Source organism: Rufibacter hautae, from assembly GCF_008271695.1.
Lineage (GTDB): Bacteria > Bacteroidota > Bacteroidia > Cytophagales > Hymenobacteraceae > Nibribacter > Nibribacter hautae.
In genome coordinates, this window is record NZ_VKKY01000001.1 from 2,066,514 (window position 1) to 2,087,219 (window position 20,706).

Genomic DNA, 20,706 nt, shown 5'->3' on the forward strand with positions numbered 1-20,706 from the left:
GTACCTGATTGTCTTACGACAAACCTCTGTTTAGGGGTGGATTTTTAGAAAACAGCCCCTAAACAGGTGATACCCTACGCTTCTTCTTCCTGGAGTAAAAACAGATCCAGCGCTATTTCATCGGCGAGGAGTTTGCCGGCTTCGGTTAAGACCAGGACACTGCCTTCGTGGCGGAGCAATCCCTGAGCTTCCATCTTCTGCAGGTACGCCGTGTGGAGGGCCACCAGGTCAATGCCCCATTTTTCCTGAATATAGGCCGTGTCACAGCCCCAGCTGGTGCGCAGCGTGGTCATGACGTACTCGTTCACGCGGTCTTCCACGGAGAGTTCCTCTACGGTGCAGGGCAGTTGCCCGGCTTCCAGCGCCTGCACGTATTTAGGATTATGTGCGATGTTGAATTGGCGGCTTACGCCATTGAAGGAGTGCGCGCTGGGACCCAGACCCAGGTACGGCACCTGTTTCCAGTAGCTGCTGTTGTGTTTGCTCTCAAAACCAGGTTGGCAGAAGTTGGAGATCTCGTAGTGCAGGAAACCGTGCTGGGCGGCCTGGCTCATGAGCAATTCAAACTGGCGGGCCACGCGCTCTTCATCGGCGGGCGAGAACTTGCCTTTGCGCACTCGGCTTCCGAAAACCGTGTTAGGTTCAATGGTCAACGCGTAACAGGATAGGTGCTGCACGTTCAGAGCAAAGGCTTTGGCCAGGTCCTCTTCCCAGAGTGCCGCGTCCTCTGCGGGGATGCCGTAGATCAGGTCCAGCGAGATGTTGTCGAAGCCCAGTTCCTGCGCCAGCTTGATGCAGTGGACGGCCTCGGCAGCGGTATGCGGACGGTTCATGAACTGCAGATGTGGATCATGGAACGACTGCACGCCAATACTCAGACGGTTGATGCGGGTCTGGCGCAGGGCCTGCAGTTTCTCCGGCGTGAGGTCATCGGGGTTGGCTTCCAAGGTGATCTCGGCGTTCGGGTTTACCGTATGTTTCGCGTAAATCGCCTCCAAAAGGCCGTTCAGTTCGCCCACCGATAAGATGGACGGCGTGCCGCCCCCGAAGTAGATGGTGTTGATGATTTCACCGTTGAGGTAGTTCTGCTGCAGGTCCAGTTCCCGCTGCATGGCCTGCAAGACCTGCTCCTTCAGGCCCATAGACGTACTGAAATGGAAATCGCAGTAGTGACAGGCTTGTTTGCAGAAAGGGATATGAAGATAAATTCCGGGCAAAATGCGTTGGGGCTATGGAAAGCGTTAAGAGTAAATGAAAACGGCGGTGCGGTACTTTTGCAACGCAAGCCGTACCTTTAGAAACAATGAAGAGGAGGTCTAGTTCCCGTCTGTGCCAAAAGATAATCCCGCAAAGATACGCATTTCTGGGGCTGCTCCTGGGTTTGCTCTTTTGGGGAAGTATGGCGCAGGCGCAGGACAAGAAAGTGGTGGTGAACGTGTCGTCGCCTGACCTTGAGGCGGTGAAGATCTGGCAGCGCCTGCAGCCCAAACTCTCCATACGCGATTCCTTGGGCTTGCAGCAAGACCTGCGCGCCTGGCTGGCCCGGGTACAGGAAGAAGGCTACCTCACCGCCTCTATTGACAGCCTGCGCCGCCGCAACGACTCTCTTTGGCTGCACGTGTACGTGGGGCGGCCGTATAACTGGGCCTCGCTCCAAAACGGAAACGTAGGCGAGGGTTTGCTGGAGAAAGTGGGCTTTCGGGAGAAGCTCTACAGCGGTCAGCCTTTCCGGCCTGCCGAGTTTGCCCAACTCCAGCAGAGTCTGCTGCGCGAGGCCGAGAACAGCGGTTTTCCGTACGCCGCCGTGCAGATAGATTCGCTGCGCCTGTACAATGATTCTTTGAGCGGCGTGCTACGCGTGGTGCGCGGCCCTCTGATGATGATAGACTCGGTGCAGATTGTGGGCTCCAGCCGCATGCAGTTGCGCACGCTCTATCGCTACACCCAGCTTGCGCCGGGGCAGCCGTATTCTTTGCAGCGCATAGAAGCCGCCATGCGCGCCCTCCGCCAGTTGCCCTTTGTGCGCATCACCGGCGAGCCGCAGGTCTTGTTCGCGAAAAACCAGGCCCGCGTGTACTTCTTCCTCGATGAGAAAAAAGCCAACCAGTTTGACGGCATCATCGGGTTTCTGCCTGATCCCAATTCCTCCACGAACAAACTCCTCATTACCGGTGAGGTGAACCTGCAGGTGCGCAACCTGCGCGGTAGCGGCAAACAGATAGGCCTGCACTGGCGCAAAGTAGAACGCAACTCGCAGCTCCTGGATGTGGAATACCGCCACCCGCACTTCTTCAACTCGCCGTTTGAGGTGGCTGGCCTGTTCCACCTCTACAAACAGGATACTTCCTTTCTAAACCTTCGTCCGAGGCTGGAGATTGCCTATCCGCTTTCTACCACCAGCCGGGTCACGTTCTTTGCCGAGGTGGCGAGTTCGCAGTTGCTCTCGCCCGAAGCCCTGCGGCAGCGCACGTCAGATTCATCGGCCATTGACGCCAACTTCACGTCCTATGGCCTGGCCTACGCCTGGGGCAACCTGGACGATCTGTTTTTCCCGCGCCGCGGAACCCAGGCGTATTTCCAGGGGGCGGTGGGTAACAAGCGGGTGCAACGGAACGCGCGGGTAGAAGCCAGCTACTATGACACCCTGCAGATGAAGACTTCCCAAATCTCTCTGGCCGGAAGAGTGGAACGGTACTGGCCGATCTCTAAAAACGCGGTGGTGCTCACGCGGCTTCGTGCTGAGGGCCTGGTGAACCAGCGCCTGTACCTGAATGAACTGTTCCGGTTAGGTGGCCTGGCCTCGCTCCGCGGTTTTGATGATTATGCCTTTTATGCCTCGTCTTACGCCGTGAGTACGCTAGAGTATAGGTTGTATACCGGGCAAGATTCGTACGTTTTGCTCCTGTATGACCAGGGATATCTGCGCCGCGATCTGAAAAATGAAAAAAATATTCAGTGGGCCAGCGGCGTGGGCGGCGGCATCAGCTTTTCTACGGGAGCCGGTGTGTTTCAGCTAGTTTACTCCGTGGGCAGGACTGCTCAAGAAGGTTTTAGCCTCTCCCGAGGCAAGATTCATTTCGGGATTACGGGCCGTTTTTAGAAAAACTTTTGCAAAGGATTTGGAGCGAATAGAAAAAGCCCCTACATTTGTATTACAAACAGTGCGGGATGGAGCAGTTGGTAGCTCGTTGGGCTCATAACCCAAAGGTCACAGGTTCGAGTCCTGTTCCCGCTACCTCAGATAAAAGCCTTGTAAGGAAACTTGCAAGGCTTTTTCGTTTTTAGGCATTACTCGCAGGCTCCCTCCTTTATACTATCCTGGTTTAACATCTTTAAGGTCTGCTTCCCCTAGGCTAATGTATTCAGCTTTGTTCCTCAGAGACTAGCTAAAAACTGCGAAGAGAAACATTACCTTTATTCCATTCCCGAAACAGCTTGAGTCAAGCAAATTCGGGGTTGAAATAGGTAAATTGTAAAACCACGATACCTGCAAGGTTTATGAGATTAAAGAGAAGCCTCCTTTTGCTCTTGTTGTTAGTGAGTTTAACTGCCGCCACCCAGGCGCAGGGGTTAACAGTAGGCTCGTACAACCTGCGATACGACAGTCCGGGCGATGCGGGAAATCTGTGGGTGAACCGGGCGCCTGTGGTGGCCGCCCTCATTCGCTTTCATGAGTTTGATGTGCTGGGGACCCAGGAAGGGTTGAAGAACCAATTAGATGACTTGAGCAAGGCGCTTCCTGAGTACGACCGCTACGGCGCTGGGCGGGATGATGGTAAAGAGAAAGGCGAGCACTCTGCCATCTTCTTCAGGAAAGATAAATTCAGGTTGTTGAACAAAGGTGATTTCTGGTTGTCCCAGACACCCGATAAGCCCTCGTTGGGTTGGGACGCTACCTGTTGCCACCGTATTGTTTCGTGGGTGTATCTGCAGGACCTCTCCACCAAGGAGAAGTTATATGTGTTCAACGCCCATTTTGATCACCAGGGAATGCAGGCCAGGAAAGAAAGCAGCAAGCTGATTTTGCGGAAGATTCAAGAAATCGCCGGGAAAGAGCCAGTGGTTTTAACGGGCGATTTCAACGGAGACCAAGCCAGTGAGTGGTACCAGACCATCGCCAATTCAGGGGTGCTGAAAGACACGTTCAGACAAGTGAAATACCCTTACGCCAACAACACTTCCTTTAACGGATTCCAACAGCAGTTCGATCGGAAGGAAATCATTGACCACATTTTTGTGACCAACGCCTTTAAGGTGAAGAAATGGGGAATCCTGACAGATACATACCACGGCAAATTTCCCTCTGACCATTTCCCTATCTTGGTGAAGGTGACGTATGGTGCCAAATGATGGGTTTCTAAAAATCAGGCCTTAAACCTTGATAGTTTTAGAGGGTAAATTGGCCAAACCGAAGCGCTAAGCCAGACTTTTGAAAATAGGCAGTTTTTCGAATTTTGCTCCTAAAACGTCTGTAACCTGGCTGCATCAAGCATTTTTACTTTAAACAGCACGAGGCGCCATGTACACATAGCACCTCGTGTTGTTAGTATTACGACAGCATACGCTCTACCGCTCCGGAGTTACTTTGGCGTTTTAGAGGAAGAATTGATTGAGCAAAAGTAAAAGACCAGACCTAAGCGGGAGCAGTGAGAGGTTCTTTCAGCCAGGATAAAGCCATGATCTTATTTGAAAACTCCTTCGTGGTCATTTCGCCTTGGCCTTCTGCTCTTCTATAGATCTGTTCCACCGCCGTGCGGTTAAAAAAGTCTTCTGATACCAGTACCGCATTGCGTCTTAGGGTGGACTGTTGGAGTCGGGGTAGGATATGCTCCACAAACCACTCTTGGTCTACCGGACGAATGGCTTTCATCTTTCGGTTGTCGCCTAGCCACCTCAGCAATTTGCGTTCCTCTATCAATCCAATGCAGTTTGTAATCGCTTCCCGGAACTCCTGGCTGTTTAGAAATCCGTCCCATGTAGCCACGCCCATCTGCAACTCCTCTTCGTAAGTGATAGTAACTACATTACTCTGGTAGTAAACGGTTGCCATTAATGTGAGGTCTTAAGCTTATAAAGTAACCAACAAATATAATTCCCTTTCCCTACAAGTAACCATAAGTTAACCCTGAATCTGGAATATTCTGTGCCATCAGTAGCCGAGCCATCTGTTTTGCACTGCCTCCAGATAATCCCAAAGGCACAATAAGGAGTATCATGAAGAGCAGAAAGCCAAGAAGCTAGCCAAGAAGAAAGAGGAAACTAAAGGCTTTGAGTTGGAAGGGCGCAACGGCGTGACCTTCATCAGGAATACCAACTTCGTGCTGAGCAGGTTTCTGTAGGCTGCCGCTCTTCCGCTCTTTGCCGAATGGCTACTTCTTTCCTTTGGCAATCCCCGCTTCGGCCAGGAGCAAGAGCAAGGCGCGCTGGGTGCCCAGATAGGTGTTCTTCGGCACAAACCACTCTTCCAGCGCGTGCGCCCCGCCGCCGCTACCGCCGCTCCCGATGGTCACGGCCGGAACGCCTTTGGAGAACGGGATATTGGAGTTGGTAGAGCCTACGCGCAGGGTGGGTTCGGTGCCCAGGTGGCGAGTGGCAGCAAGGGCACGTTGGGCCAGGGCTACGGTAGGTTCCATGCCGCCGGCCGGCCGGTCACCAATCAGTTTCACGTCTACTTTCAGGTCTGGGCCGAGGCGCTTCATCTGGTTTTCTTCCTGCAGCGCCCGTTGCACGGCAGCCTGCAGAAGCTTGTCCAGGCCGGCTACCCTTTCCGGACTCTCCGAACGCATGTCCACTTCCATCCAGGATTCGAACGGGATGGAGTTCACCGAGGTGCCTCCGCCAATCACGCCCACGTTGTAAGTAGCCCTGATGCCTTCCTTCGTGTATTTATCAGCGTCTACCGCGAAGTAATGGATCGCCCGGCCCAAGGCATTATGCGGATTCACCAGCCCGAACGCCCCGGAGGAGTGTCCGCCGGGACCTTTGAAGGTGATGCGGTAGCGGTGCGAGCCCAGTCCGCGGTTGGCCACCGTACCCAAGCCGGTTCCGTCCACAGCGATGTAGGAATCTATGTTTTTAGGGCCGTTTTCTGAAAACAGGTGCTTAACGCCCCGCAAGTCTCCCAAGCCTTCTTCGCCAACGGTCCCGATGAACAATACGGTTGCCTCCGTCTCAATCCCGGTTTTCTCCAGCGTTTTCAGCACCTGCAGCACCATAGCCAGGCCACGGGTATCATCGGCAATGCCGGGCGCCCGCAAGGTGTCACCGTTCTGCCGCACTTTTACATCGGTGCCCTCGGGGAAAACCGTGTCTAGGTGTGCTTCCATAACCACCGTTTTCTGGCTGTTTTTCCCTTTTCTAAGCGAAAGCACGTTGCCCACGGCATCAGTCCACACGGAGTCTGCGCCGGCGGCCCGCAGCATCTCGGCGTACTTTCTGCCTCTGACTTCCTCTTTGAAAGGTGGCGCCGGAATCTCGGTGAGGGTAATGAGGTCTTGGTGCGTCTGCGGCTCCAGATCCATGATTACCTTGAAGGCCTGCTTCACCGCTGCGTTTTTGGCCAGAGCCTTCATCTCGTTCTCGTAGCGTTTGTCCACCGGAATAGGTTTTTCAGCGGTGGTGGTTTGGGCGAAGGCCGATGAAGTCAGGCAGATAGCGAGTGAGGCAGGTAGCAGCCCGCGGAGGAAATTTCTTTTCATAAGGTGATCGGGCTAGCCCGAAATTCTAAGTTTAGTTGCAGCCGCGCGCGCGCGGCAGAGCATAAATAAAGATACGCCAGCCGAGAGGTAAGAACAAGTTGCAGGCTAGAAACGGGCGCCCATGATGGCGGCGATGGTTTCTATGCCTTCCCAGAGGTACTGGATGCGCACGTTCTCGTTCTCGGCGTGCTGGTTGTTGTCATAATTCACGATGGGCACGGTAATGACCTTGGTCTCCAGAATCTCCTCAAAAAGGTACAGCGGCAAGCTACCGCCCATGGATGGAATCAGAACCAGCGGCTCCTTGGTGGTGGACTGCACCGCCGCCTGAATGCTCCTGGCGATGGGCAGGTCCATGGGCGTGCGCTGGGCGTTGTAGCCGTGCTCTACCGTGATCTTGATGAGATTAGGATATTGGCGGCGGTCCTCCTCGGTGGGTTCGCGGTTGATGACGTGAAAACCGCGGCTTTTGATGTGGGCAATCACCTTCTCTGCCTGTTTGCGGTAATCGTTGCCTTTTACCAAACGCAGGTCTAAAACGGCTTCGGCTTTGGTGGGAATTACGTTGCTGGCCATAGAGCCCACGTTGGCGCTCTGCAGGCCGTTGATGTTGAGCGTGGGCTGCATGATGCCCTCGGCCAGGGATTGGTCCAGACGCTCGGGGGAATGGATGCCGAGTTCTTTTTTCAGCTGGGCATCCTGGTCAGGGATCTGGGACAGGGCTTTCTGCTCGGTGGCGGTGAGGGGCGTGACATCGTCATAGAAGCCTTTCACCAGTACCTGTCCTTTGTCGTCTTTCATGGAGGCCAGCAGTTGCGCCAGTTTCAAAGCCGGGTTGGGTGCCCAGTTGCCGTAGTTGCCGCTGTGCAGCGGGCGTTTGGCGCCGTAGACGGTGAGGTGCATGTTCACGTCGCCGCGCACGCCGTAAACAATGGTTTTTCTACCGGAAACGTGCCGGGGCGCGTCAATGATGATCCAGAGATCGGCCTGAAGTTTGGTTTTGTGCTGCCGGAAAATCTCGTTCAAGTGGATAGAGCCTACTTCCTCTTCGCCTTCAAAGAGGAACTTGATGTTCGCGTTTAAGCGCTTGCCCGTCTTGGTCAGCGCTTCGTAGGCATTGAGGATGGCCATGACGCCAGCTTTGTCATCGGCGGAGCCGCGGCCCAGAATACGCCAATCGGGGTTCACGGCCTCGCCGGGCTTGTAGGGCCCCATGATCTTGCCGCCGCTTTCCAATGGGGCGGTGATGAGCACCGGCTTGAATGGCTCCACGCCCGCGTACCACTGTTTGGGGTTCACCGGCTGCCCGTCATAGTGCGCGTAAAACCCGATGGTCTTGGTAGCGCCGGGTGTCTTGATCTCGCCAAAAACCGCCGGGGTCACGCCCGGCGTGGTGCCGCTCAGCAGCTCGGCCTTGATGCCCCGGCTAACCATCATCTCCTGGATGAAAGCAGCGTTCTTCCGGATGTTGAGGGTGTCTGCCGAAACGTTGGGGATGGAGAGAAACCGAATGTATTCTTCCATAATTCTCCGGTCGTTTTTGCTCACGTACGCCGGGATGGTTTGCGCCTGCAGCGAAGGGGCGAGGCAAAGGAAAAGTAAACCGATGGTACTGGAGATGCTGAACTTCATGCGCGAGATCTGTTTTGCCAAATAACGCGAAAAGGAGCCAGAAAACGGTAGGTGCCAGAAGCTACCTTGGCGCTATCTATCGCTGGTTTAATGACTCCAGAAAAGAATCTCGGTTTGCTTCCAGGTTTCCTGCTTTAAATGGTAGACGAGAGCCCTGCCCATGTTCTTTGTGGAAGCCTAACCTGCCCTTGGTGCGCAAGAAATCAAACAGACTCTTTTATATTGGGGATGATTACGCACCTATAGAGATAAGTTATGGCCAAGAAGATAAAAGGAAGACGGGACTTTCTGAAAACCTCGGGGTTGGCAACGCTTCCCTTCCTGTTGCCCACCGGACTGTCTGCTTCTGCCGGGCTGACTGATTACGCCAAAAAGGAGGAAAACGTCAACTTCGTGACCGATGGGGCCATGACCTCGCCGCTGGAGTACGCCCGGGAACTGCAGGTCCTCGCAGAAAAGTACCCAGACGCCCAAGATACCTACGGCAAAGGCGGTGCGGTCTCCCGTTTAGAGGCTGAATTTGCCAAACTGACCGGAAAACAAAAAGCCATCTTCATGCCCTCGGGGACCATGGCCAACAACCTGGCCTTGCGGGTGCTTTCTGAGGGCAAAAGCAAAATCTTCGTGCAGGAAATGAGCCACCTTTACCGCGACGAGGCCGATGCCGCCCAAACCGTGCACAGTAAACGCTTGGTGCCCCTGGCGCCGGGCAAAGGAGAGTTTAGCCTGGCTGATCTAAAGGATTCTATCGCTTACCACCAGAAGGGCGAAGTTTTCCAGAGCGGCTTTGGGGCCGTGTCCATTGAGAACCCCGTGCGCAGAGCCGATGGGCAGGTTTTCTCGCTGGAGGAGATCAAGAAGATATCGGCCTATTGCCGGGAGAACCAAATCAAGCTGCACCTGGATGGCGCCAGGCTGCACCTGGCCTCGGCGTATTCTGGGGTGCCCATCCGGGAATATGCCTCCTATTTTGACACGGTCTACATCTCGCTTTACAAATACCTGGGCAGCAAAGGCGGCGCCATTCTGGCCGGCGACGCCGCGGTTATTGACCAGATGCCGCACCTGATCAAGATCTACGGAGGCAACATTTACCAGAACTGGCCTTATGCTGCTGTGGCCCTGGATAAGATCGGCAACATTGAAAGCCTGCTCCAGCAGTCCCGCGCCAAAGGAGGCCAGTTGATGGCCCTGATGAACGCATCCGGGAACATGAAGGTCAGCCCCATCCAGAGCGGCAGCAACGTATTCAACCTGCAGATCACCGCGCCGGTGAACTATGAGAAGTTTGCGGCCTACTTGAAAGAGAAACAAATCCAACTTAGGATGCCCGACAGCCAAGGCGTGATCAAGTTCTTTGTGAATGAGACCATCTTGAGGAGAAGCAATGAGTCCATCATGGACGCGCTGAAAAAAGCGATTGGCTCGGCGTTGGCTTAAGAGATAGCGTTTTAGCCTCGTTTTCGGAAAAACAGGCCAAAAAACCAGTAGGTAAAGACGCGCCTCTCCAGCAGAAAACTTCCTGTGGGCAGCAGTCCATCGGCTTTTATGATTATCTTCCTTTGCTTAAACCAAACGTACATGAAACGCTTTTTTACGCTTTGTCTCTGCCTTGCTGCTACATTGTCTGCCTCGGCGCAGCAGACCCAGAAACCACCTTTGCACGGCAAGAACTGGATGGCTATTACGGGTAAGCCCTTGGCGGCCACGGCCGGGTCCATGATTTTCCAGCGGGGCGGCAATGCCGTGGATGCTGCCTGTGCTATGTTGGCCGCTACCTGCACCATGTGGGACGTGCTGAGTTGGGGCGGCGAGACCCAAGCCCTCATCTATAACCCGAAGACCAAAAAAGTCATCGCCATCAATGCCATGGGGGTGGCGCCCACCGGTGCTACCGCGAAGTTCTTCAAAGGCAAAGGCTACAATTTTCCGCCGGAATATGGTCCCTTGGCCGCAACTACGCCCGGCACGCCGGGCGGCCTGATGCACATGCTGGCCAATTACGGAACCATGAGCCTGGAACAGGTACTGGCACCCGCGATGGAAATGGCAGCCGGGTACCCCATTGAAGCCCAGACCGCCAACAGTTTTGAGCGCGAGAAAGACCGCCTGAAGCAATGGCCTTACAGCAAAAAAGTGTTTTTGACGCACCTCGGCGAGAAAAGGGAAGCCCCCGAAACTGGCGAGATCTTCGTGCAGAAAGACCTGTTGGCCACCCTCACCAAAATGGTGGAAGCCGAGAAAAATGCCCTTAAAAACGGGAAGAGCCGCAAAGATGCCATCATGGCTGCCTATGACCGTTTCTACACCGGCGATATCGCGAAGGAGTTTGTGCGGGGCTGCCAGGAGCAAGGTGGTTTGATCACGATGCAGGACCTGGCCAAGTGGAAACCACTGGAGGAAGAGCCGCTCACCGTCAACTACAAAGGCATTGATGTATATAAACTGAAGCAGTGGACCCAGGGACCGGTGATGTTGCAGGCCTTGAATGTGCTGGAGAACTTCGATTTGAAAGGCATGGGGCACAACAGCGCCAAGTACATCCATACGGTTTACCAGGCCATGAACCTCACCTTCGCCGATCGGGATTTCTACTACGGAGATTCTTACTTTGCGCCGCAGGAACCCATGAAAGGTCTGCTCAGCAAAGAATACGCGAAGCAACGGGCCTCCCTTATCCAGCCTGACAAGAACAACCCTTATATTGGCCCGGGCGATCCTTACCCGTTTGAGGCAAAAGGCACTAAAAACCCTTATCTGAAGCTCTTGAAGCAGAGAGGCTATGAAATGGATACCACCAAACGGAACTTCGCTCCTACCCACGACATCCGGAACGGCTCTTCCCTGTCTGATTACCAGCAGCGACTGTGGTTAGGCACCACTACCGTGGAGGCCGCCGATAAAGAGGGCTGGGTGGTGTCCATCACGCCCAGCGGTGGCTGGAACCCAGCCTGTATTGCCGGCAACACCGGTGTAGGCATGAGTCAACGGATGCAAAGTTTCGTGCTGGATGCTTCTTTAAATCCCTTCAACGTGGTAGAGCCCGGCAAAAGACCAAGGGTAACGTTAACGCCTTCCATGGCCTTAAAAGACGGCAAGCCATTCCTCTCCTTCGCGGTGCAGGGCGGCGATACCCAGGACCAGAACTTGCTGCAGTTCTTCCTGAACGTAGCGGATTTTGGGATGAGCGTGCAACAGGCCTCAGAGGCGGCCAACTTCAACACCAATCAACTCTGGCTTTCTTTGGGCGGCACCAAAACCGAGGACCGCAAACCTAAACCAGGGCAGATTCTTTTGCATGACAGTACCCCAGAGGCAGTTCGGGAACAACTCAAGAAAATGGGTTACATCATGAGTTTTGATGACCGGACCAGCGGCCCCATCAACGCTATCTACTTTGACTGGAAACACAGTAGTTTCTGGGGTGGCTCAAGCAATCACGGGGAAGATTATGGAATAGGCTGGTAAGTAGTTTGGCTCTCAATTGAGCATTTTCTTCTGACCAAGCTTCTTTCTGGCAATTTGCAACGATAGCCCTGCGGCGCTCTTCACTGAAGAGGATTGCAGGGCTATCGTTTTTGTGTTTACACCCTCCTTTTTTCATTTTAGCCTTTATAGATTGCCAATGATTTAAGGTGAACCTGTGTCTCTAAGGATAGTATCAAGTCAAATGATCTCTGCTATAGGAGATTGCCATTCCACCATGTAAAGGAATGTTGAGAAACTTAAACGAGCACTTACATTTTCTTTTGTCTGGGCGTGCCATGGGGTAGGAGGAGTTGTCAGGCCCATGATTGGTAGCAACCTAGTTTGTTTTGAGCCTAAATTTGGAGAAGTAGCCCTAAAACGAGCCTGCTAGTCTTTTTTAGGTTGGTCCTTTCTTATCGTAAGACAGTTTTCTTTCCGAATTGGTATGTCATGGTATGTTTATGCTTGTAATAAGTATATTTTATATTAAATAATAAATATTAATGACGGTAAACTAGATTTAACTCAGGATATCTTGAGTTGATTCTAGGTCTATGACCACGTTGCCTTTGTTGGAGGCTAGATTATATATAATATAAACTATTCCTTTTTTAATTTTAAATATCACTTAAGTGGTAATTATTAAATTGTGTTCTTATATTTAGCCAACGTTGAGAGTTTCTCTCAGCCCTCTTAAGTAGCATATTCCCCCTTCTGTACAATATATTAATGATTCTATGGCACAATTCTACCGTAGCCTAGCTTTTGCGTGCTTTCTACTTCTGTTTTCTTGTGTACAGCTACTGGCACAGGACTGTGATGTTGCCATAACTCCGGTAGGACCCGGGGCGATTTGCCCTGGTAGTGGTCAGGTGGTATTAGAAGCTGCCTCAACCAGTGCAGGCGCCACTTTCCAATGGCAAAAAGATGGCGCTGACCTTCCTGGCCAGACCAATAATAGATTAACGGTCACTGCTGTTGGAGATTACACTGTATTGGTGAAAGGCACCACTTGCTTTGAGAAGGTCTCTTCCCCTTTTAAAGTCGTGACCAGTGCCAATCCCACCGCCGATTTCACCTTTACCGATAATGTCTGCTCCGGGTCTAATGTAAGATTCACAGCTTCTCCTACGGGGGCAGGTTATAAATATGAGTGGGACTTTGGTGACCCTTCCTCCGGAACCGGTAATACAGGCAATCAGCAGGAGGTCAACCATACCTTTGTCTCCAATGGTACCGGCGTGGTGAAATACCAGATCAAGCTAAAAGTGACCAATGCAGGCGGTTGTGCCAGCGAAATCACCAAAGAGCTTACGGTAAACCAGCGGGCAGATCCGTCTCTGGAAGATGTACTGGCCACCCAGAACTTCACCCTCCCTTTTACTAATTGCGCCTCCACGGCTTCAAATTACCTGCTAAAGGTCCGGAACACTTCCGCTACCAAGGCTACGAACCGGGCCTATACCATTGATTGGGGTGATGGGCAAATCCAGAACTTTCCAGCTTCTTTTGAGGAAGCAGAGCACACCTATACCACGCAGGGGGAGTTCAACTTGAAATTAGTTATCGCCGGGCCTAATTGCACCTCCACTAAGAACATAAAAGTATTCAACGGAAGCAATCCAAGCCTTACTGTAGGTAGCCCTGGAAGTACAGTGGGGTGTGCTCCAGTTACCTACACATTTCCCATCTCTGGTATCGCAAATAATCCTCCCGCCACCATTTATACCTTCCAATTTGATGATGGCTCTCCGTCATATTCGTTCACGCAGGATAATGTGCCTTCCAGTCTTACCCACACGTTTTTAAAGAGTTCTTGTAACAATGGTGGTACGGATGCCTTCAAGATGATTGCCACCGCTAAGAACCCATGCGGAATCACTACAGTGATCGTGAGCTCCATCTTTATTGCCGCCACACCAAAGGCTAGGTTTGAAATAAATCCTAAGAGTCCTACTGGCTGTATCAACACTTCTTATACCCTAAAGAATACCTCTGATCCAGGAGCCAACTTACTTGGATTTGGGTCCTGTAATAACAATGCTAATTATCTATGGGAAATAAGCCCGGCTACCGGGTGGAATCTTACTACCGGTACCCTTACGTCGCAAAGTCCAGTCATAAACTTTACCAATAAAGGTGATTACAGCATTAAGCTTAAGGTGACCAATAGTTGTAATTCCCATGACACTACCATGGTCTTTTCGATTATTGACCCACCTATTGCTGATTTCACGACTATCTTAAATCCTGCAAATGGCTGTACGAACCTGGAGGTGGCTACCTCCAATCAGTCTGTAGGCGAGCAGTTGACGTATCTTTGGTCTGTTTTCCCTAGTTCTGGTTATACCATTACGTCTGGGTCGCTCACCAGCAAAGACCCGGTCTTTAACTTTTCCGCTGCCGGACTCTATACACTCAAATTAGAAACCACCAACCCCTGCGGAGTCAGTAGGGACAGCACGCAAATAAAGGTGAACTCGCTACCCACGGTTACCTTGCCGGCGCCGCGGGAACTCTGCGAGCCACAGGCCATTCCATTCACCACTGCCAATGTGCTCCATACGCCGGTGTACGAAGCGAATTTCGGCACCATATCCGCCTATAAATGGACAGTGAGCGGACCCAGTGGTGCTACGTTTGTGGCAGGTTCCTCTGAAACGTCGCAGTACCCTACTATTGATTTCGCCAATCCAGGAACGTACACGGTTACGGTCACAGCCACCAATGAATGCGGGGTCTCGGCAGCGGCCTCACAGGAAATTACCATCAGGGAATTGCCGGTGCCTCCAACGGTGGCCAACATGACTATCTGCCAAGGCGAGACGGTTACTCTAACAGCTACCGGGGGGGCAACTGGTACCACTTACCGGTGGTATGAGGTGGCTTCTGGAGGGAGTCCGGTGTTTACAGGTGATGCTTTTACCCCAGCTCCCGACCTTACTGCCACTACCACTTATTATGTAGAGGCAGTTAGCGGATTCAACTGTGTGAGCGCCACTAGGACCGCCGTGACCGTAACCGTCTTGCAGGGTGTTACCAATAATACTATCACTGCCCAGTCCGCCATGGCCATTTGCGAAGGGGTATTGCCGGGGACCATTACTGGATCTCAGCCATCCGGCGGGGATGGGGCGCCTTACCAATATAAGTGGCAGATCAGTATAGATGGGGTAACATTCACAGACGCTCCGGGGGCTAATACCGAAAGAGATTACACCCCAGGGCTGATTTCCCGCAATACTTGGTTTAGAAGGACCATTTCTTCACAAAGGTGCCAGGTGCATGAAAGCAATGTGGTGGCATTTACCTTTAGCCCAACCCCGGCAGCGCCCGTCCTTACCTTGAATGACGTAGCCATTTGCGAGGGTCAGCAGGCTAAGATATCGGTGAACCCACTGGCTGGGTTTACTTACAGGTGGTATACGGCCAACTCCGGCGGTACTTTGGTGACTACGGGGGAATCCTATACTACTCCCGTCCTGGTTCGTGACACGGTGTTTTACGTGGAGGCCATCAATGAAAACAATTGCGTTAGCACCTCCCGGGCAGAAGTGCGGGTGAGGGTGGCACCAGCCATTGCAGGCAATACCATTAGCGGAGCCCAAGAAATCTGTACCGGGCAAACCCCCGCAGGTTTAACTGGCTCTCAGCCGACCGGGGGTAATAACTCCTTTACCTATGCCTGGGAGAGCAGCACAACTTCCGGAACCTCTGGGTTTGCGCCCATTGCAAACGCTAACGCAAAAGATTATTCGCCGGCTGCCCTTACCTCTACCACCTGGTTTCGGAGGGTAGTAAGCTCAGCGGGCTGCGTTACCACAAGCGCAGCGGTTGAAGTGACAGTGCGACCTGATATCACGGATAATACAGTGTCCTCGGGCCAAGTTGTTTGTGCAGGAAGTGTTCCCACAGGCTTTACCGGCTCTCAGCCTATGGGCGGAACTAATGCCTATACCTACCAATGGGAGAGCAGTACTGCTTCTGCTTCAAGCGGTTTTTCTGCCATTGCCGGTGCTACGGGGAAAGACTTTGCGCCTACTAGTGCGATTACCCAGAATACCTGGTTCCGGCGGGTGGTAGAGTCTGGTACATGCCAGAGAAATGAGAGTGCCGCCATTTTGGTGGAAGTGCAGCAGCCCATTGCCGGGAACGCTATTTCAGCGGATCAAACCATCTGTTCAGGGGAAGCGATCCAGACGCTGGTTGGGGCTGAGCCTACCGGAGGCAGCGGAACCTATGCCTATGTCTGGGAGCAAAGCACTACCTCCGCTACTGCTGGGTTTAGCCCTGTTGCCAACGCCAGTGGACGTGATTTAGAGCCTGCCACCCTCACCGCTACTACCTGGTTCAGGCGGGTGGTGACGGCGGGAGCCTGCGAGCCAAGCATCAGTAATGTGGTGCAGGTAACGGTAAGCCCTCCCTTGGCTAATAACGTCATCATCAATGGGCAGCTGCAGGTTATCTGTACTGGTTCTACCCCAAGCCCTCTTCAGGGGGCACAACCTTCTGGAGGTGATAATAACTTTACTTTCCAGTGGGAGCAAAGCACTGACGGTACAACTTACGCAGACATTGCCGGAGCCACAGATATAAGCTATGCGCCAGGTTCACTTACCCAAACCACCTGGTTCAGACGGAAAGTCTTATCGCGCACTTGTACCTCTACAAGTCCGGAGGTGAAAGTGGAAGTGCAGCAGCCCATCGCAGATAACAACATCACCGGGGAGCAGACCATTTGCGCAGGTTCTGCCGCGCAGGCTCTGACGGGTACGCAGCCAACCGGCGGATCGGGAGTCTATACATACCAATGGGAAGCAAGTACCGATGGTGCCACCTTCGCGGCTGTGTCTGGCGCCACCCAAGCGGAGTATACGCCATCCGGACTCAATGAAACCATGTGGTTCAGAAGGAGAGTGGAAGGTGGGGCATGTGACGCCAACTTTAGCAATATGGTCAAAGTGACGGTGACCGTGCCGGTAACGAACAACACCATCAGTTCGGCCCAAAGGATATGCAGTGAAACCGCGCCGCAGAAATTAACTGGCTCTGTACCTTCCAGTGGTCCGGGTGCTGTGTTTGCCTATGTTTGGGAAAGCAGTACCACCTCTGCCACCGCTACAAACTTTATGCCTATTGCCGGAGCAACAGACGTGGACTATGCGCCTGGCGTGCTTACCCAGACTACGTGGTTCAGGAGAGTGGTTTCTACAGGTGGCTGTACCAATATCTCAGCAGTGGTGCAGATCACGGTAGAACCATTGCCGCCTGCTCCTTCAGTTGCAACTCAGGTGATTTGCGAGAACACCAAAGCAACCTTAGTGGTGACTGGTGCAGGGGCAGACCTCTACCAATGGTTCGCTGAAGCCACAGGAGGTGTCGCTTTGGGCCAAGGTGCCTCCTTTACCACGCCGGTGCTTACCGCTTCCACAACATATTATGTGCAGGTAACCAATGCACTGGGCTGCGCCAGCCCTCGGGCGGCGGTTCTGGTGACGGTAAACCAAAACATCGGCAACAATATTGTTTCTTCAGATCAGGCGCTATGCGTGGGTTCGTCCCCTAGCCTGCTTACCGGAACGGTGCCTTCCGGCGGAGATGGCGTGTATACCTATCTATGGGAAAGCAGCACGGTTGGGCCTGATGCCGGATTTGCCCCGGCGCCTGGGAACAATACCAGTGATACCTATCTGCCCACCAATATTACCAAGCCCACCTGGTTCAGGAGAAGGGTAACTGCCGGTCCTTGCCTACCCAGCGTAAGTGCGCCTGTAAGAATCTCTATCAGTCCGGTGATTACGAATAACCGGATTTCGTTCCCGCAGTCTACCTGTTCTGGCACACCGCCAGCGCCGCTTACCGGTACGCAGCCGCAAGGTGGTGACAGAACCTATACCTACCTATGGGAAAGCAGTACCACTGGTTCTACCGGAGGTTTTGCCGCTGCCAGTGGCAATAATGCGGAAAGCAGCTACCAACCCGAGAGCCTTACCCAAACTACCTGGTTCAGACGCACCGTGTTTTCCGGCGGGTGTTCGCTTACCTCAGCAGTGGTGCAGATAACGGTGGTGCCCATTATTAGCGGCAATACCATCACCGCCGACCAAACCATCTGCCGCGGCGATGCCGTGCAGCCGCTTACGGGTGCTACGCCAACCGGCGGCAATGGTACCTATGTCTACCAATGGGAAAGCAGCTCCGATGGAATTGTATTCGCGGCCGCGCCCGGTGACAATAAGAAAGCCACCTACTCTCCCGGTGCGGTGAGGACCACTACCTGGTTCCGGCGTACCGTGACTTCTTTCCCCTGTTTGGAAAGCAAAAGCGCACCCGTGAAAATAACGGTGATCACGCCTATCACCAACAATGCCATCCAGACAGAGCAGGAGATTTGCGCCCAGATGACCCCGGCCCTATTGCAGGGATCTACACCAGCCGGCGGCGGTCCCGATATGACTTACCAATGGGAAGTCAGCACCGATGGTCCAACAAGTGGCTTCACTCCTGCGCCGGGTACCAATAACGGGGTAAACTACCAGCCAGGGGTTCTAACCAAAACCTCCTGGTTCAGGAGGGTGGCAGTGTCTTTGCCTTGCCAGAACCAGTCCAGCAATGTGGTGCGCATCAAGGTGAACCCGTTGCCTGCGGAACCTACCTTGGTGACAGTGAACCCAAGGGTGTGCCCTGGCGAGAGAATCAACGTCACGGTCACCAACCCTGGGTTTGGGGTAGAATGGTATGATCAGCCGCAAGGGGGCACGCTGCTGTACACCGATGTCACCTTCGCGACCCCACCGCTTACGGCAACCACTACTTATTATGTGCAGGCGGTCTCAGCGGATGGCTGCCCCAGCAGTAAACGCCTGGAGGTGAAGGTAGAGGTGGTGCCGCCGCTAGCGGATGCCGGGCCAGATGTCTCTATCATCGTAGGGCGGTCTACCACGCTGGTGGCCTCGGGTGGTGTGAAGTATGAATGGTCTCCGGCCACAGGCCTATCCTCGGTGAACACCGCCACTACTACGGCCACGCCTAAGGAGACCACTACCTACACGGTAACAGTCACTTCGGCAGAGGGTTGCTACTCCAAAGACGAGGTAACCGTGACGGTACTCCCCGAGATCTTCATTCCTAACGTGCTCACCTTGAACAAAGACGGGATGAACGATGACTGGGAAATCCAGAACATTGAAAAATACCCTAACTGCACCGTGGAGGTGTACAACCGCTGGGGAATCAAACTCTTCTCGTCCAAGGGGTACGGTACCCGTTGGGATGGCACTTACCAGGGCAAGCCGCTGCCAGTGGCAGCCTACTACTACATCATCAAGTTGAGCGAAGACGAAGAGCCTATCTCAGGCAGTATCACCATTATCAATTAAGGCCATGAAAGGAAGAAGAATTTTAAGGGTTGTGAGCCTGGCATTGGTTTGTTTGGCTTCCTTCCGCGCAGCAGGGCAGCAGATGCCCCAGTTCAGCCAGTATATGACCAATGGATTGGTGATTAATCCGGCCGTGGCGGGGATAGAGAATTACATGGATGTGCGCTCCTCTTTCAGGAAGCAGTGGATAGGGATTGAAGGTGCCCCCACCACGCTCTATACCAGTGTGCACGCGTCTATCGGCAAAAGTGACCGCAACGCCCAGGGGCGCGGAAAGTTCAGGAACAGGGCGCACGGCATGAAAAGCAGGGTGGACCGTAACAACCGTTTCCGGCGCGTGAACCCGCACCACGGGATAGGAGCCATTGTGCAGGTAGACCAGGCAGGTCTGCTGCGGACAAGTTCTGTGAACCTGGTATACTCCTTCCACGTGCCCCTCACCAGTACCTTGAACCTTTCCTCGGGGATTTCTGCCGGGGCAGTCAGAAACAGTTTCAATACCAGTAAGGCAAGAGCCATTCATGGCTCAGATGCAGCCTTGCTAGGAGACCAGGTCAATATGCTGAAGGCAGACCTTAGCGTGGGTACCTGGCTTTATACCCGTTCCGTTTTCCTGGGGATCTCGGCGGCGCACCTCATCAACAGCGGTAGTGACTTCCGCACGCCCCAGGACTATTCCATCTCCGGAAGGCTGGTGCCCCACTATTTTATAACGGGTGGGTATCGCTTCCATGTACAAGACCTGACCTTTACGCCTTCTGTGCTGTACAAGAAGGCCAGCACCGGCCCCGAGGCCATTGACTTGAACATGAAGGTGATGTACGATGAACGGATATGGGTGGGAGCCTCTTACCGGAACAAAGACGCGGTAGCTTTTCTCTTCGGGTTAAACGTGAATCACGTACTCGACTTCGCTTACTCTTATGACCTGACTACCTCTGGGCAGAGTAAAACCAGTGCTGGTTCCCACGAGGTGATGGTAGGGATAAAAGTAAACAACAAACTGAAAGTGCTGTGTCCGCAGTGGGTCTGGTAATCTTCAGAGAGCGGGTCTGGCTTGTGAGCGGCTTTGCTGCTGATTAAACCTAAAGATTGATGCTGCGAAGTGGGGCTTTATGGATAGAATACGCGACTTTATGGCGCGAAAACTAAGTTAGTATTCTAAGGGCAGGTTGTTTTTGAGAAACCGTTTTTAGCTTTTTTTCTTAAAAACAGATAAAAAGCAGGAAGTCAAAAGGTACTTTTATTTTTAATCTTGTTCTGTTTTTAAGAAGCATAGACAGTTTAGTTGAAGAATAGATAATGGTCTCGTAGTCTAAGCTCAGGCCAGTTGAAATTAGCCCGCTCACCTTCTTTGAAGAGATTCAAAGAAGGTGAGCGGGCTTTCGTTTTAAGTCGGTTTTTAGGAAAACAGGCCTAAAATGCACTTAAAATTGACGTGGTATGTCTTTGCCTAGCAACTGAAAGTGCTGGGTAGGGTCTCTCCTCAAATCTAAAATCCAGAGGCGGCTTCTCCCTATTCTGAGCTA

11 protein-coding genes and 1 tRNA gene are annotated in these 20,706 nt (G+C 53.0%); 8 read left to right on the plus strand and 4 right to left on the minus strand.

The window, feature by feature from the left end:
* Positions 1 to 74: 74 nt before the first annotated feature.
* Positions 75 to 1,217 (minus strand): radical SAM family heme chaperone HemW, encoded by a 1,143-nt coding sequence (hemW, locus tag FOA19_RS08115; RefSeq protein ID WP_149090235.1) that lies wholly within the window; start codon positions 1,215 to 1,217, stop codon positions 75 to 77.
* On the opposite strand from hemW, the gene FOA19_RS23325 reads away from it, so the two are divergent.
* The 4 genes from FOA19_RS23325 (at position 1,155) to FOA19_RS08130 (ending at position 4,350) form a co-directional block, all read left to right on the plus strand.
* Positions 1,155 to 1,298, plus strand: coding sequence for a hypothetical protein (locus FOA19_RS23325; protein ID WP_190300341.1), 144 nt, complete (start codon positions 1,155 to 1,157; stop codon positions 1,296 to 1,298). The genes hemW and FOA19_RS23325 overlap by 63 nt on opposite strands.
* Positions 1,299 to 1,303: 5 nt before the next feature.
* Positions 1,304 to 3,100 (plus strand): BamA/OMP85 family outer membrane protein, encoded by a 1,797-nt coding sequence (locus FOA19_RS08120; protein ID WP_149090236.1) that lies wholly within the window; start codon positions 1,304 to 1,306, stop codon positions 3,098 to 3,100.
* A 62-nt stretch (positions 3,101 to 3,162) separates the two neighbouring features.
* Positions 3,163 to 3,235 (plus strand) — tRNA-Met (locus tag FOA19_RS08125).
* 263 nt (positions 3,236 to 3,498) lie between these two features.
* On the plus strand, positions 3,499 to 4,350 hold the full coding sequence (locus tag FOA19_RS08130) for an endonuclease/exonuclease/phosphatase family protein (protein WP_149090237.1): 852 nt from the start codon (positions 3,499 to 3,501) through the stop codon (positions 4,348 to 4,350).
* 283 nt (positions 4,351 to 4,633) lie between these two features.
* On the opposite strand, the gene FOA19_RS08135 is transcribed toward FOA19_RS08130, so the two are convergent.
* The 3 genes from FOA19_RS08135 to FOA19_RS08145 form a co-directional block, all read right to left on the minus strand.
* Complete coding sequence (locus FOA19_RS08135) at positions 4,634 to 5,050, minus strand: hypothetical protein (protein WP_149090238.1); 417 nt, start codon at positions 5,048 to 5,050, stop codon at positions 4,634 to 4,636.
* Between the two features lie 319 nt (positions 5,051 to 5,369).
* Complete coding sequence (locus FOA19_RS08140; protein WP_149090239.1) at positions 5,370 to 6,698, minus strand: M20/M25/M40 family metallo-hydrolase; 1,329 nt, start codon at positions 6,696 to 6,698, stop codon at positions 5,370 to 5,372.
* A 105-nt stretch (positions 6,699 to 6,803) separates the two neighbouring features.
* Complete coding sequence (locus FOA19_RS08145) at positions 6,804 to 8,330, minus strand: M20/M25/M40 family metallo-hydrolase (protein WP_149090240.1); 1,527 nt, start codon at positions 8,328 to 8,330, stop codon at positions 6,804 to 6,806.
* 255 nt (positions 8,331 to 8,585) lie between these two features.
* On the opposite strand from FOA19_RS08145, the gene FOA19_RS08150 reads away from it, so the two are divergent.
* From FOA19_RS08150 to FOA19_RS08165, 4 genes are all read left to right on the plus strand, one after another.
* Positions 8,586 to 9,770: a threonine aldolase family protein gene (locus FOA19_RS08150; protein WP_149090241.1), complete on the plus strand. Its 1,185-nt coding sequence runs from the start codon at positions 8,586 to 8,588 to the stop codon at positions 9,768 to 9,770.
* Between the two features lie 141 nt (positions 9,771 to 9,911).
* Positions 9,912 to 11,798, plus strand: a complete 1,887-nt coding sequence (locus tag FOA19_RS08155; protein WP_149090242.1) for a gamma-glutamyltransferase family protein — start codon at positions 9,912 to 9,914, stop codon at positions 11,796 to 11,798.
* A gap of 872 nt (positions 11,799 to 12,670) precedes the next feature.
* Positions 12,671 to 19,177 (plus strand): gliding motility-associated C-terminal domain-containing protein, encoded by a 6,507-nt coding sequence (locus FOA19_RS08160; protein ID WP_190300322.1) that lies wholly within the window; start codon positions 12,671 to 12,673, stop codon positions 19,175 to 19,177.
* Positions 19,178 to 19,181: 4 nt separating this feature from the next.
* On the plus strand, positions 19,182 to 20,213 hold the full coding sequence (locus FOA19_RS08165; RefSeq protein WP_149090244.1) for a PorP/SprF family type IX secretion system membrane protein: 1,032 nt from the start codon (positions 19,182 to 19,184) through the stop codon (positions 20,211 to 20,213).
* Positions 20,214 to 20,706: the final 493 nt, after the last annotated feature.

What these genes read in the sequence shown, in the direction of transcription:
- FOA19_RS23325 (WP_190300341.1), top strand. Translation starts at nt 1,155, where the DNA reads ATGGAAATCGCAGTAGTGACAGGCTTGTTTGCAGAAAGGGATATGAAG.
- FOA19_RS08120 (WP_149090236.1), top strand. Translation starts at nt 1,304, where the DNA reads ATGAAGAGGAGGTCTAGTTCCCGTCTGTGCCAAAAGATAATCCCGCAA.
- FOA19_RS08130 (WP_149090237.1), top strand. Translation starts at nt 3,499, where the DNA reads ATGAGATTAAAGAGAAGCCTCCTTTTGCTCTTGTTGTTAGTGAGTTTA.
- FOA19_RS08135 (WP_149090238.1), bottom strand. Translation starts at nt 5,050, where the DNA reads ATGGCAACCGTTTACTACCAGAGTAATGTAGTTACTATCACTTACGAA.
- FOA19_RS08140 (WP_149090239.1), bottom strand. Translation starts at nt 6,698, where the DNA reads ATGAAAAGAAATTTCCTCCGCGGGCTGCTACCTGCCTCACTCGCTATC.
- FOA19_RS08145 (WP_149090240.1), bottom strand. Translation starts at nt 8,330, where the DNA reads ATGAAGTTCAGCATCTCCAGTACCATCGGTTTACTTTTCCTTTGCCTC.
- FOA19_RS08150 (WP_149090241.1), top strand. Translation starts at nt 8,586, where the DNA reads ATGGCCAAGAAGATAAAAGGAAGACGGGACTTTCTGAAAACCTCGGGG.
- FOA19_RS08155 (WP_149090242.1), top strand. Translation starts at nt 9,912, where the DNA reads ATGAAACGCTTTTTTACGCTTTGTCTCTGCCTTGCTGCTACATTGTCT.
- FOA19_RS08165 (WP_149090244.1), top strand. Translation starts at nt 19,182, where the DNA reads ATGAAAGGAAGAAGAATTTTAAGGGTTGTGAGCCTGGCATTGGTTTGT.